This is a genomic window from Streptococcus mitis, assembly GCF_008763935.1.
GTDB classification, from domain to species: domain Bacteria; phylum Bacillota; class Bacilli; order Lactobacillales; family Streptococcaceae; genus Streptococcus; species Streptococcus mitis_DB.
Genome location: NZ_VTQF01000005.1, coordinates 25,119 through 38,877, shown reverse-complemented (window position 1 = coordinate 38,877; position 13,759 = coordinate 25,119). Strand labels below are relative to the sequence as shown.

Annotated in this window: 11 protein-coding genes; 5 read left to right on the top strand and 6 right to left on the bottom strand. The window is 40.0% G+C overall.

The window, feature by feature from the left end; all coding sequences use genetic code 11:
• Positions 1 to 10: 10 nt before the first annotated feature.
• From F9B91_RS08160 to F9B91_RS08140, 5 genes are all read right to left on the bottom strand, one after another.
• On the bottom strand, positions 11 to 997 hold the full coding sequence (locus tag F9B91_RS08160) for a LacI family DNA-binding transcriptional regulator (protein WP_023947609.1): 987 nt from the start codon (positions 995 to 997) through the stop codon (positions 11 to 13).
• A 9-nt stretch (positions 998 to 1,006) separates the two neighbouring features.
• The gene (locus F9B91_RS08155) at positions 1,007 to 1,807 is read right to left on the bottom strand and encodes a DUF1189 domain-containing protein (RefSeq protein WP_023947611.1); all 801 of its coding nucleotides are present in this window, start codon (positions 1,805 to 1,807) and stop codon (positions 1,007 to 1,009) included.
• Between the two features lie 145 nt (positions 1,808 to 1,952).
• The gene (locus tag F9B91_RS08150) at positions 1,953 to 2,795 is read right to left on the bottom strand and encodes a sugar ABC transporter permease (RefSeq protein ID WP_001065642.1); all 843 of its coding nucleotides are present in this window, start codon (positions 2,793 to 2,795) and stop codon (positions 1,953 to 1,955) included.
• Position 2,796: 1 nt separating this feature from the next.
• The gene (locus F9B91_RS08145) at positions 2,797 to 4,089 is read right to left on the bottom strand and encodes a sugar ABC transporter permease (protein WP_031237127.1); all 1,293 of its coding nucleotides are present in this window, start codon (positions 4,087 to 4,089) and stop codon (positions 2,797 to 2,799) included.
• A 110-nt stretch (positions 4,090 to 4,199) separates the two neighbouring features.
• Positions 4,200 to 5,471, bottom strand: a complete 1,272-nt coding sequence (locus F9B91_RS08140) for an extracellular solute-binding protein (RefSeq protein ID WP_023947615.1) — start codon at positions 5,469 to 5,471, stop codon at positions 4,200 to 4,202.
• A 478-nt stretch (positions 5,472 to 5,949) separates the two neighbouring features.
• Here F9B91_RS08140 and malQ point away from each other — a divergent pair, with 478 nt between their 5' ends.
• The 3 genes from malQ (at position 5,950) to F9B91_RS11480 (ending at position 10,308) form a co-directional block, all read left to right on the top strand.
• Complete coding sequence (gene malQ, locus F9B91_RS08135; RefSeq protein ID WP_000747274.1) at positions 5,950 to 7,467, top strand: 4-alpha-glucanotransferase; 1,518 nt, start codon at positions 5,950 to 5,952, stop codon at positions 7,465 to 7,467.
• A gap of 25 nt (positions 7,468 to 7,492) precedes the next feature.
• Complete coding sequence (gene glgP, locus F9B91_RS08130; protein ID WP_084926038.1) at positions 7,493 to 9,751, top strand: glycogen/starch/alpha-glucan family phosphorylase; 2,259 nt, start codon at positions 7,493 to 7,495, stop codon at positions 9,749 to 9,751.
• Positions 9,752 to 10,101: 350 nt separating this feature from the next.
• Positions 10,102 to 10,308: a hypothetical protein gene (locus tag F9B91_RS11480; RefSeq protein ID WP_000265676.1), complete on the top strand. Its 207-nt coding sequence runs from the start codon at positions 10,102 to 10,104 to the stop codon at positions 10,306 to 10,308.
• 105 nt (positions 10,309 to 10,413) lie between these two features.
• Here the strand turns inward: F9B91_RS11480 and F9B91_RS08120 are convergent, their stop codons facing one another.
• Positions 10,414 to 11,262, bottom strand: a complete 849-nt coding sequence (locus F9B91_RS08120) for a methyltransferase domain-containing protein (protein WP_045610942.1) — start codon at positions 11,260 to 11,262, stop codon at positions 10,414 to 10,416.
• Positions 11,263 to 11,413: 151 nt separating this feature from the next.
• On the opposite strand from F9B91_RS08120, the gene F9B91_RS08115 reads away from it, so the two are divergent.
• A complete protein-coding gene (locus F9B91_RS08115; RefSeq protein WP_000910910.1) occupies positions 11,414 to 11,692 on the top strand; it encodes a DUF6110 family protein in 279 nt (92 codons plus the stop codon).
• A 1-nt stretch (position 11,693) separates the two neighbouring features.
• Positions 11,694 to 13,757: a heavy metal translocating P-type ATPase gene (locus F9B91_RS08110; RefSeq protein ID WP_049500520.1), complete on the top strand. Its 2,064-nt coding sequence runs from the start codon at positions 11,694 to 11,696 to the stop codon at positions 13,755 to 13,757.
• Positions 13,758 to 13,759: the final 2 nt, after the last annotated feature.

Here is a 13,759-nt window from a genome sequence, read left to right as displayed (position 1 = left end):
GAGCTGGTTTTTATTTTTCAATAATCTTATGAGCAATCAACTGACGGTAACAAATTTGTTTATTACATTTAGCATCGTTGATAATCTGGAGGATGGTTTCAAAGGAAACACGACCAAGCTCCAAACTATTGATATCGACATAGGCCGCCAAGTTGAGCTTGGGATTGACTGAGTCGAAGCTGAGGACAGGGACATCCAGTTGGTGTTTTGCGATGTAATCACAGACCCCTGCAGCAAGGAGACTATCAATGGTAATAATAGCGTCAATATTTGGATCGTGTTTGAAGAGAAGTCTACTAAAGCGATAACCATTATCTTCAAGAAATTCAGTAGCAAAGTAAGTCAGATTAGTATCGAGAGGAAGTTGGTATTGTTTTAGAGCTAGCTCGTAACCTGTCAGACGGTCTTGTGTTACGAAGAGTCGCTTAGTACCTCCGATAAAGGCAATTCGCTTGCATCCTTTTTTGATGAAATACTCTGTCGCGTCAAAACCAGCTTGGACATTGTCATTATCGACAAGTGGAATGAAGGGAGATAGAGATTTACCTAAGATAAGGAAAGGAAATTGCTCGTCTGCTACTAACTTAACCAAAGGGTCCTCTTCTTGGGCATAGAGGAAAATCAAACCATCTACACGCTTACCATAGACCATCTGAGAAATAGCTTTAAGACGCTCTTTGGCATCTTTACCTGTTGCAATCTGAATGGCGTAGTGGTTTTCAGAGGCGACTTGGGCAATACCACGGAGGACAGATGGAAAGAAAGGATTTTGATAGAAGGCATCTGAGTCGTCAGGAAGCACCAAGCCGATAACTTGAGTATAGCTACTTACCAAGCTACGAGCATTGAGGTTGGGGTGATAATTGAGCTCCTTCATAGCCTTGCGAACGCGTTTTTTTGTTTCGTCGCTAATGGTTGATTTGTTTTGAATAACACGGGTTACGGTTGAAGGTGAAACACCAGCAGCCTTGGCCACATCTTTAATCGTAACGGGCATAAAAATCTCCTATTTATGGTAATCTGGATCACGGAAATGTGTTTTATAAAAAATAGTGACCAGATATAGAACAAAAAGAATGTTTTGTACAGTGATGAGGGTTGTCATATTTTGACCAAATAATCCCAAAATAAGCGTAATCAGAGTTGGCAATCCTAAACAGTTCAAGATAAAATGGTAGCACTCTTTAAAGGTTCTAAATGAAAAGAGGCGTGATTTCTTAGTGATATAAAGGAGAAGACTAGCTCCTAGAGAGATGATAAAGAAATTCAAACCAAAGAGGAAGCTGGCACCGAGAACTAGGAAGAGACTGATATAGACACGATTTTGTTGGTACCAGTCTTTAGATATTGCTTGGGTCAAGCTGTTCTTGCTTTTGAAACTATCGGTCTCAATCGCTCGGTAAGAGATGCGGGTCAGTTCTTTACTTTCCTTGCTGATGACGAGCTCATTCGTATCGAAATGCAGTTGCAAGTCTTTAGGTAATTCCTTGCTTTGACTTGGACCGATCACAATAGAAGGCGCTTGACTAGATGTTCCAGTATAAGTTAATTTGCCATCAACAATTGTAGCGTGTTCAGAGAGATCCTGTACAACCTTATCTGTCAATGGTTCATAGACATTATCGATAAAGGTTTCTAGCGGATAAGTATCTTGTGAACTGTTTTGGATGGCAATAGGTACCATAGATAAGCTGATAAGGAAGATACTGGTAAAGAGAAGCTGAAACCAGTTGAGCCCGAAACGTTTGGACAGGGGCTTACGAAATCCCCAAATACTTGAAAAATAGGAAAATGGATATGGAAGCATAGGTATCTTTCTAAAAGGTGTTTTCTATATGAGTATTATTATATAGAGAAATGTGCTTTATTTCAAGTCTAGGAGAAAAATTGCTTGCTACAAGGATAGTTTTATAGTCACAAGCTTCAAAATGAAAAAGGGTGGCGGGGATATATTATCCCTTGTCGCCACCACTTGTAAGTCCTGAAACAAAGTTCTTTTGTAGGAAGAAGAAGAGAATACAGATTGGAAGGGCGATGAGGATAGCACCTGCTGAGAAGTAGGCAATCTTCAAGTTCTTCGCATTGTTGACGAAGGTTTGGAGACCAACGGCAACAGTAAAGTATTCTTTCTCACGAAGCAAGAAACTAGAGAGGATGTAGTCCCCGAAAGGTCCCATGAAGGCCCAGAGAGCTTGTACGGCAACCATTGGGCGAACAAGTGGAAGAACAATTTGCCAGAAGCGACGGAAGTGTCCTGCACCGTCTAGTTTTGCAGATTCGTCTAGAGACATTGGCACTGTATCGAAGTAGCCTTTCATGAGCCAAGCATTCATCGGGATACCACCACCAACGTATAGGAAGATGAGGAACCAGCTGTGGTTAAGGGCGTTCAACATAAGCGCCATAACGAAGAAGGCTGTCAAAGCGGCCATGGTTGGCACCATTTGGATAATCAAGAAGAAGACCAAACTTTGTTTACGAGCCAAGAAGTTGTAACGGCTGTAGGCATAACCAGCAAGTACGATGATACTTGTTTGAACCGCCATGGTAACCAAGGCGATGATCAAGGTATTGAGATACCAAGTACCGTATAGAGTTTCAGTAAAGAGTCCTTTAAAGTTATCAAAATTGAAGTCGATGTTAGTATCAAGTTTAAAGGCTGCGACGTTACCTGCTTTAAAGGCTGACATGATGGTAATCAACAGTGGATAGATAATCACGATTGATAGACCAATCAAGTAGAGGTAAGTAAGGGTTTGAGTCAGTCTACGTTTGAGTTTAATTGAGTTATTCATCTTAGACGTCCTCCATATCAAATGCGTGTAGTTTCTTGAATGCGATCATAGAGATTGAGATGACAATGATAGAGATAATCAAGGTAACAGCAGCCGCCATTGAGTATTGAGGAGATGTACCTGTTGTCAAACGGTAGATCCATGAGATCAAGATATCAGTTGAACCAGCTCCCCCTCCGACACTACCAGGACCTCCACCATTGAAGAGGTACATGATAGAGAAGTTGTTAAAGTTGAAGGTGTATTGGCTAATCAAAGTAGGTGCAGCAACAGCCAAGATCATTGGGAAAGTGATGTTGCGGAATTTTTGCCAAGCATTAGCACCGTCAATATAAGCTGCTTCGTAAAGGTCGTTAGGAATAGATTGCAAGATACCCAAGGTCAAAACGTAGATATATGGGAATCCAAGCCAACCTTGCATCATAATCAAGGCAATCTTAGTCCAAGTTGGGTCTGTTTTCCAAGGAATAAGAGCACCATCAAGGAAAGGAAGGAATTTAGCCAAGATTGGCAATACTTGAGTGTTGATAGCACCAACACTATCGTTAAACATGTTTGAGAATGTCAGGATAGTGATGAAGGCTGGGACAGCCCAAGGAAGAAGGAAAATAACACCGAAGATACGTTTTCCTTTGATAAATGGTTGGTTAGCAATGATAGCTGTGAAGATACCAATGACGATCTGTAAAGTTGAGGCAGATAAAGCCCAGATGATAGTCCAAGAAAGGACGGCACCAAAGGCAGAACGGAAGGTACTCAAGCTCCAAATGTTTGTAAAGTTGGTCAAACCAACCCAGTCCAACAATTTGTTTGGTGGCAAGTGTTGGAAGTCGTAGTTGGTAAAGGCGATCATCAAGGTTACGATAACTGGGAAGATAATCGCAAAAGTCATGGCAATGTAAGATGGAATGATTAAGAGGTAAGGGAAGCCATTTTCATAGATTCCTTTGACCATTTCTTTAAAGGTAAGTGCTACTGGTATGCCATTATTAATGTGTTTGGCAGTTGTATGTGCGTCTTTGATATTTGCGAAATAAAAGAGTACATAAACAACTACAAAGATTAAATGGAAGGCACCACGAATCAGCATAAAGAGGGAATTATCACGACCTGGTTTGTCACCAAGAGTGATGAGATTGCTCAATTCAGGGGCTGCAAGTGCTAGGAAGTAAAGGACGAATACGATGGTTACACCAAGGAAGATAAAACCTTTGGCTTTTTGTTTATTGTAAATCTGTCCTAACCCAGGAATGATAGACAGCAGAGCTGCTTTACTAGGTTGTTGCTTTTCCATAATAACTCCTTTCATAGGATACTGGTTTCTAATTAAAACCTAAACTATATATGTTTTTGATTGATAAATTCAAAGGGGGGTTTGATTTCCACCCCCCTTGAACAAATTTTTTATTCACCAAATTTTTGTTTGATTGTTTCTTTGATCAATGTTACAGCGTCGTTAGCAGCTGTTTTCGCATCTTTCTTACCACTTACAGCATCAAAGAGCATAGTTTTCGCTGGATCCCAAACTGCAGACATTTGAGAGATGTTTGGCATTGGTTGAGCGTTCTTGAACTGTTTGATAACAGCTGTTGTCAACTCATCATTTTTACCTTCAGCATATGTACGAGCTTCAGTGTTAGCTGGGATTTCGTTAGTTGTATCGTAGAAGGCTTTTTGTTCTTCAGTTGAAACAAGGAAGTCTACAAATTTTTGAGCGCCTTCAAGGTTCTTAGTGCTTGATGGGATGATCCAAGCTTTACCACCACCGAATGCAGCATATTCTTTTCCATTTGGAAGAGTTGGGATAGTTGCAACACCGTAGTTTACTTTAGCATCTTTAAAGGCTTGAGCTTTCCAAGGTCCGTCGATGATAGCAGCTGTTTTACCTTCTTGGAATTGAGTTTGGATTAAGTTGCCAGCACCTTCAGTATCTTGCATACCTTTAGGCCATTTTTCATACCAAGATTTAGCGTAGTTGATACCTGCGATAGAACCGTCGTTTGCAAGACCGATATCTTTGGCGTCTTTACCGTTTTGTCCGAATACGTAAGCACCGTTACCAGCAAGAAGTCCATATGCATAGTAGAAGTTTGTCCAGTCAGCTAGGAAAGCAGAAGTTTTTCCATCTTCTCCAGCGAAGGCATATTTGCTATCTTTAGCAAGGTTTTCTAAGTCAGCAAAAGTTTTTGGAGCTTCTTTTACCAAGTCTTTGTTGTAGTACATAACAAGTGACTCGATAACAGCAGGAGCACCGTAAACTTTACCATCAGCAGCTGTTACAAGAGATTTAGTTTTATCATCTGTTTTAGCGCCGTCGCTCAATTTAACTTCTGAAAGTTGTCCGTCAGTACCAAGGCTACCTACACGGTCGTATGGAGCCATCATAACGTCAGCAGCTTGACCTGATTGGTTGTCAAGAGAAAGTTTGTCAAGCCCACCCATTTGGTCTCCTGTTTTGATGGTAACTTTTACGCCAGCTTCTTTTTCGTAAGCTTTTGCAGCTGATTCAGCAAAGGCTTTATATTGGTCTTCAACGTAGAAAGTGAGTTCTTTGGCTTCAGATGAACCAGAATCAGCAGGCTTATCAGCAGTTTTGCTTCCGCAAGCTACCAAAAGCAAGCTAGCAAGTGTAGCAGTTCCAAGCACAGCAGCGCTCTTCATGAATTTAGATGACATAGTGTATTCCTCCTAAAGAATAACAAATTTTATAATGAGGAAACGCAAACGTTTTCCTTTATGGGACTAGTATAACACAATCAGAAAGCGGTTGCAAGTGTTTTTTGTAAAAATTTTTAAAAAAATTGTAAAAAAAGTAAACGCTTCATCATTATATAATAGTAGAAAATCCCAAAAATCGGTTTTGTTTTACATTTAAAAAAAGTTGAGAAAACGATTGCCTAAGTTTCAAACAGAAAGCAGGGAGGATTCTCTCTTTATTTTTGCTTAATGAGATAAGTGAAACCCTTATTCCTATTTTGTTTGTTTCCTGAAAGAATATATATACGAGTAAGAAGAAAAAAATTTAAAAAAATAATCAAAAAAGTTATTTAAAACCGCTTGCATTTATCAAGAAAATGAGATATACTAATCATAGCGCAAACGTTTGCGCTCGTAAAAATGTAATATCTAACTATAAACACATGAGGTGCTTATTATGAAAAAACGTCAAAGTGGTGTGTTGATGCACATTTCTTCTCTTCCAGGAGCATACGGAATCGGATCATTTGGTAAAAGTGCTTACGACTTCGTTGATTTCTTGGTTCGCACAAAACAACGTTACTGGCAAATCCTTCCACTAGGAACAACTAGTTACGGAGATTCTCCTTACCAATCTTTCTCAGCCTTCGCAGGGAACACTCATTTTATCGATTTAGATATCTTGGTGGAACAAGGCTTGTTGCAAGCAAGTGACCTTGAAGGGGTTGACTTTGGTAGTGATGCGTCTGAAGTTGATTATGCGAAAATCTACTATGCACGTCGTCCTCTTTTAGAAAAAGCGGTAAAACGTTTCTTGGAAGTAGGAGATGTTAAAGATTTTGAGAAATTTGCTCAAGACAACCAATCATGGCTTGAACTCTTTGCAGAGTATATGGCTATCAAAGAGCATTTTGATAATCTTGCTTGGACTGAATGGCCAGATGCAGATGCTCGTGCTCGTAAAGCTTCAGCACTTGAAAGCTACCGTGAACAATTGGCAGACAAGTTGGTTTACCACCGTGTGACTCAATACTTCTTCTTCCAACAATGGTTGAAATTGAAAGCTTACGCTAACGACAACCACATCGAAATCGTTGGGGACATGCCAATCTACGTAGCGGAAGATTCAAGCGATATGTGGGCAAATCCACATCTCTTCAAGACAGATGTCAACGGTAAGGCGACTTGCATCGCAGGATGCCCACCAGATGAATTTTCTGCAACTGGTCAGCTTTGGGGTAACCCAATCTATGACTGGGAAGCAATGGACAAAGACGGCTACAAATGGTGGATTGAACGCTTGCGTGAAAGCTTCAAAATCTACGACATCGTTCGTATCGACCACTTCCGTGGTTTCGAATCTTACTGGGAAATCCCTGCTGGTTCCGATACAGCAGCACCTGGTGAGTGGGTGAAAGGTCCTGGCTACAAGCTTTTTGCAGCCGTTAAGGAAGAGCTTGGTGAGCTAAACATCATCGCAGAAGACCTTGGTTTCATGACAGACGAAGTTATCGAATTGCGTGAACGTACTGGCTTCCCAGGAATGAAGATTCTTCAATTTGCTTTCAACCCAGAAGACGAAAGCATCGATAGCCCACACTTGGCACCTGCTAACTCAGTTATGTACACAGGAACACACGATAACAATACGGTCCTTGGTTGGTACCGTAACGAGATCGATGATGCGACTCGTGAATACATGGCGCGCTACACTAACCGTAAAGAATACGAAACAGTGCCACATGCTATGCTTCGTACAGTCTTTTCATCAGTTAGCTTCATGGCAATTGCAACTATGCAAGATTTGCTAGAATTGGATGAGGCAGCTCGTATGAACTTCCCATCTACCCTTGGTGGAAACTGGTCTTGGCGTATGACTGAAGATCAATTGACACCAGCTGTCGAGGAAGGCTTGCTTGACTTGACAACAATCTATCGCCGAATCAATGAAAATTTGGTAGAATTAAAGAAATAATACAATATCAGGAGACACCTTAAACATGTTATCACTACAAGAATTTGTACAAAATCGTTACAATAAAACCATTGCAGAATGTAGCAATGAAGAGCTTTACCTGGCTCTTCTTAACTACAGCAAGCTTGCAAGCAGTCAAAAACCAGTTAACACTGGTAAGAAAAAAGTTTACTACATCTCAGCTGAGTTCTTGATTGGTAAGCTCTTGTCAAACAATTTGATCAACCTTGGTCTTTACGACGATGTCAAAAAAGAACTTGCAGCTGCAGGTAAAGACTTGATCGAAGTTGAAGAAGTTGAACTGGAACCATCTCTTGGTAATGGTGGTTTGGGACGTTTGGCTGCCTGCTTTATCGACTCAATTGCTACTCTTGGTTTGAACGGTGACGGTGTTGGTCTTAACTACCACTACGGTCTTTTCCAACAAGTTCTTAAAAACAACCAACAAGAAACAATTCCAAACGCATGGTTGACAGAGCAAAACTGGTTGGTTCGCTCAAGCCGTAGCTACCAAGTGCCATTTGCTCACTTCACATTGACATCAACTCTTTACGATATCGATGTACCTGGTTACAAGACAGAAACTAAGAACCGCTTGCGTTTGTTTGACTTGGATTCAGTTGATTCTTCAATCATTAAAGACGGTATCAACTTTGACAAGACAGATATCGCTCGCAACTTGACTCTCTTCCTTTACCCAGATGATAGTGACCGTCAAGGTGAATTGCTCCGTATCTTCCAACAATACTTCATGGTTTCAAACGGTGCGCAATTGATCATCGACGAAGCAATCGAAAAAGGAAGCAACTTGCATGACCTTGCTGACTACGCAGTTGTCCAAATCAACGATACTCACCCATCAATGGTTATTCCTGAGTTGATCCGTCTTTTGACTGCTCGTGGTATCGAGCTTGACGAAGCAATCTCAATCGTTCGTAACATGACTGCCTACACTAACCACACAATCCTTGCTGAAGCCCTTGAAAAATGGCCTCTTGAATTCTTGCAAGAAGTGGTTCCTCACTTGGTACCAATCATCGAAGAATTGGACCGTCGCGTGAAAGCAGAATACAAAGATCCAGCTGTTCAAATTATTGACGAGAGTGGACGTGTTCACATGGCTCACATGGATATCCACTACGGATACAGCGTTAACGGAGTAGCAGCACTTCACACTGAAATCTTGAAGAACTCTGAGTTGAAAGCTTTCTACGACCTTTACCCAGAAAAATTCAACAACAAAACAAACGGTATCACTTTCCGTCGTTGGCTCATGCATGCTAACCCAAGCTTGTCTCACTACTTGGATGAGATTCTTGGAGAAGGTTGGCACCATGAAGCTGATGAGCTTGAGAAACTCTTGTCTTATGAAGACAAAGCAGCTGTCAAAGAAAAATTGGAAAGCATCAAGGCTCACAACAAACGTAAATTAGCTCGTCACTTGAAAGAACACCAAGGTGTGGAAATCAATCCAAACTCTATCTTTGACATCCAAATCAAACGTCTTCACGAGTACAAACGCCAACAAATGAACGCTTTGTACGTGATCCACAAATACCTTGACATCAAAGCTGGTAACATCCCTGCTCGCCCAATCACAATCTTCTTTGGTGGTAAAGCAGCTCCAGCCTACACAATCGCTCAAGACATCATCCACTTGATCCTTTGCATGTCAGAAGTTATTGCTAACGATCCAGCAGTAGCTCCACACTTGCAAGTAGTTATGGTTGAAAACTACAACGTTACTGCAGCAAGCTTCCTTATCCCAGCATGTGATATCTCAGAACAAATCTCACTTGCTTCTAAAGAAGCTTCAGGTACTGGTAACATGAAATTCATGTTGAACGGAGCTTTGACTCTTGGTACTATGGACGGAGCTAACGTGGAAATCGCTGAGTTAGTTGGTGACGAAAACATCTATATCTTTGGTGAAGATTCAGAAACTGTTATCGACCTTTACGAAAAAGCAGCTTACAAATCAAGCGAATTCTACGCCCGTAAAGCTATCAAACCATTGGTTGACTTCATCGTTAGCGATGCAGTTCTTGCAGCTGGAAACAAAGAGCGCTTGGAACGTCTTTACAAGGAATTGATCAACAAAGACTGGTTCATGACTCTTCTTGACTTGGAAGACTACATCAAAGTCAAAGAGCAAATGTTGGCTGACTACGAAGACCGTGACGCATGGTTGGATAAAGTTATCGTTAACATTTCTAAAGCAGGATTCTTCTCATCTGACCGTACAATCGCTCAGTATAACGAAGATATCTGGCACTTGAATTAATACTCTTCGAAAATCTCTTCAAACCACGTCAGCGTTGCCTTGCCGTACTCAAGTACAGCCTGCGGCTAGCTTCCTAGTTTGCTCTTTGATTTTCATTGAGTATAAGATACAAGATTTAGACTAATACACTTTCCTATAAAGCGAATTTCGATTGAAATTCGCTTTTTTGAATGCTATGGATTTGAGCCAATCTTGTCTTAAAAAGAGAGAAATCATAGACACATTGAACGTTTAAAAAGTTGGTTTTACTGTCTTTCAACCTCATGCTTCTTCGTAGTTGATTACCTCATATCTCTTGTATTCACTTACACAAAGTATTATAATATGATTGTAGGAAAGAAGGTGTTCTTATGTGGAAAAAATATTTTTCAAAATATAAATGGACTGATTTATTTTGGATTTTATTTGTTATTTTAACATGCCTCTTGGCGGGTAATAGTAATCTTTACCCCCTTACCCATCAAGAAATCTCTTATCATGGGTGCTTATCGGGAATTACACTTGCCTTATTTCACTTGCTATTTATTGATAAGTTTTTTATTTCGAATCGAAAATAAATGGAGAAGCTAAAAGCTTTAAATGTTTTAGACTTTTGGGATAGATAGTTTAAAAATTGAAATTTAAAACCGCAGATCTTCTTGAAATGCGGTTTTTTGTGTCAATTATAGTTCTCTCCCAACCAAAATCTCTGCTTCAATGGTAATCTCTGTCAGTTGGCTCCAGTCAATCTTGCTCTGGTCGATGTGAAAGAGGAGAGGAGTCATACTGAGTAGGGCTTGGAGCTGCTTTGCTGTGATAGACTGGGTTAGTGAGGCAGTTTGACTAGATAGGATGGTAAAGTGATCTTGGAAATGATTTTTGATATCTTGGTTGGAATAGTCCTTGTTTGTCAGCTGGTCTTGTACCTTCTGACGGATTTCCTTGAGGTGATTTTTAGTTGGAATAACCTTTATCAAGATACCGTCTTTGGATAAAACGCGACGAAATTCTCCATAGTTGGCAGGTGAGAAGATATCAAGCAGGATATCCATACTGGCGTCTTTTATAGGAAGTCGTGCCAAGTCACCAACGAACCAATTGACTGCCCAGTTGGGTTCGCTCTTGGCAGCGATTTGGACGGAATCTTTGGAAATGTCGAAGGCATAGAAGGTTTTGTCAGGATGGCTTTCTTGGAGTTTACGAGAATAGAAACCTTCACCACAACCGATATCTAAAATTGTTTTGGCATTTTTTGAGTTTGAAAGTAAATCAGATACAGCCTCTAGAATAGCTTGATAAAATCCAGCTTCTAGGATTTGCTGGCGATTTTGGAAGTTTTCCTTGTCGTAGTTGGCAGATTGCTTGATTTGAGGTGCCAGATTGACATAGCCGAATTTTGACAGATCAAAAGAATGGTGATTGCTACACTTGAGACTGCTAGCTACTAGAGGTAGCTTTTCTTGACAGATGGGACAGGCAAAGGCAGTAGCAGAAGCAAAACGTTGAAGTTTGGGTTTGAGATTTGTATTCATAGTTTAAGTGTATCAAAAGAGGCAAATGAAAGCAACTTTAGGAATAAGTAGATGGGAGATTCAGTAGAAATAAAACTAATTCTCCAATTTATAGAATAAAATTGCTTTTATATCGAAATTTCTATATAATAATGATAAGGAGGAAATAAGTATGTTAAAAGAAGTATTAACCGTTGCAAAAGTTGCGAAAAAATCATCACTCTTTTTGGGTGGTGTCGCATTTGGTACCCTTGGCTTGAAAATCTTAGCAAGTAAGGAAGCTAAAAAAGGTTATTCTAAAGCTTTGGCTAAGGCTTACAAGTTGAAAGACGGGCTAGATGCATCTGTTTCTGTTGTGAAACAACATGGAGACGATGTCTTGCAAGATGCCAAATATTTGTACGAGCAAGAGAAAAAAGAAGAGCAATTAGATAGCCTTATAGGAGAATAATATGTCTTTTAAAGTGCTACATAGAGGATACCAACATATCCGACTATCATCTTCTTTTTCACTCACCTTGGATATTCAAGACTATCTTCGTTCCTTGGCGAGAGATGAAAAGGGGATTGAGTCTATCCAGTTTTACATGGATCAACAGCACTTTACTCTACGTATAAAAGAAGGCTTTTCTGTATTAGATAATGCAGAAGCCTTTTTAAAAAGAATTGATAAAGGGAAAGTTTCTGAGTTGATGACTCTTCCCATTCGTAGAGAAGAGAGTGCTTATTCTATTGTTTCAGGTGCAGCGATTAAGCGTATACTTTTTCGTAGTTTTGTGCCGTATCCTATTCGCTATATATGGACTTGTTATCAGGCTTTTGGCTATATTAGAGAAGCCTATCAAACACTAGCGCGTAAGGAACTAACGATGGAGGTCTTGGACTGTTCGGCGATTTTATTGTCCTTGTTTATGAACCAATCCAAGACAGCTAGCAATATCATGTTTATGCTTGATTTGGGGAATCATTTAGATCAGTGGTCCTTGAAAAAAACTGCAACAGATTTAGAACAAAGCCTTCTTGCAAAAGAGAGCGATGTATTCTTAGTACAGGGCGATACGGTTGTTAGTATCAAGAGTTCCGATGTTCAAATAGGAGATGTCTTGGTCCTATCTCAAGGAAATGAAATTCTGTTTGATGGACAAGTAGTTTCAGGTTTAGGTATGGTCAACGAAAGTTCCTTGACGGGAGAGAGTTTTCCAGTTGAAAAAAGAGAGTCTGATTTGGTTTGTGCAAATACAGTATTAGAAACTGGAGAGTTGCGCATTCGTGTAACCGATAATCAGATGAACAGCCGGATTTTACAGCTGATTGAGTTGATGAAGAAATCTGAAGAAAACAAGAAAACGAAACAACGCTATTTCATCAAAATGGCGGACAAGGTCGTCAAATATAATTTCTTGGGGGCTGGTCTGACTTACCTATTAACAGGTTCTTTTTCTAAGGCTATTTCTTTCCTATTGGTCGATTTCTCCTGCGCTTTGAAAATCTCTACTCCTGTAGCTTATTTAACAGCTATCAAGGAGGGGTTGAATCGTGAAATGGTGATTAAGGATGGGGATGTTCTGGAGAAATATCTGGAAGTTGATACTTTCTTGTTTGATAAGACGGGAACAATCACAACTAGTTATCCTATAGTTGAAAAGGTGTTACCTTTTGGGGACTATAGTGAGGAAGATATTCTCAGAATCAGTGCCTGTCTTGAGGAACACATTTATCATCCTATTGCTAATGCCATCGTCAAGCAAGCTGAGATAGAGGGGATTGAACATGAGGAAATGCATGGGAAACTCCAATATATTGCAAGCAAGGGGATCAAATCTCATATAGATGGGCAACCAGTTCTTATTGGGAATTATGTCTTGATGCAGGATGAGCAGATTCATATCAGTTCAGAACAAAATGCTTTAATTGAAGAGTACAAGAGTCACTACAATCTCTTATTCTTGGCTTATCAGAATGAATTGATTGGAATGTTCTGCATTCATACTCCTTTGAGAAAAGAAGCAAAAGCAGCCTTGGAGAAACTTAAGGCACAAGGGAAAAAATTGATTCTAGCAACAGGGGACACCTTGGTTAGAACAGAGGAATTAGTCAAAGATTTGCCCTTTGATCAGGTCTATACAGACTTGAAACCTGATGGGAAATTTGAGTTAGTAGAGGAACTGCAGAAAGCAGGTCACACTATTTTGATGGTTGGGGATGGGTTGAATGACTCAGCTGCTCTAACCCTATCAGATATCGGTGTGGTGATGAATGAGAGTGCAGATATTTCTAAGCAGATGAGCGATATCTTATTGTTAGATAATCGTTTGGATTTCTTCCAAGAGTTGGATTGGCTATCATCATCTTTGCAAACACTCATCAAGAAGAATATTCAAGATACCGTTGTCGTAAATAGTAGTTTGATTGGCTTTGGCTTATTTAATTGGCTCAGTCCTTCAAATCTCTCTATCTTACATAATCTAACAACCTTGCGCATTGTACTGCGTAGCCTGTCTATTAAAAATAGATAGAT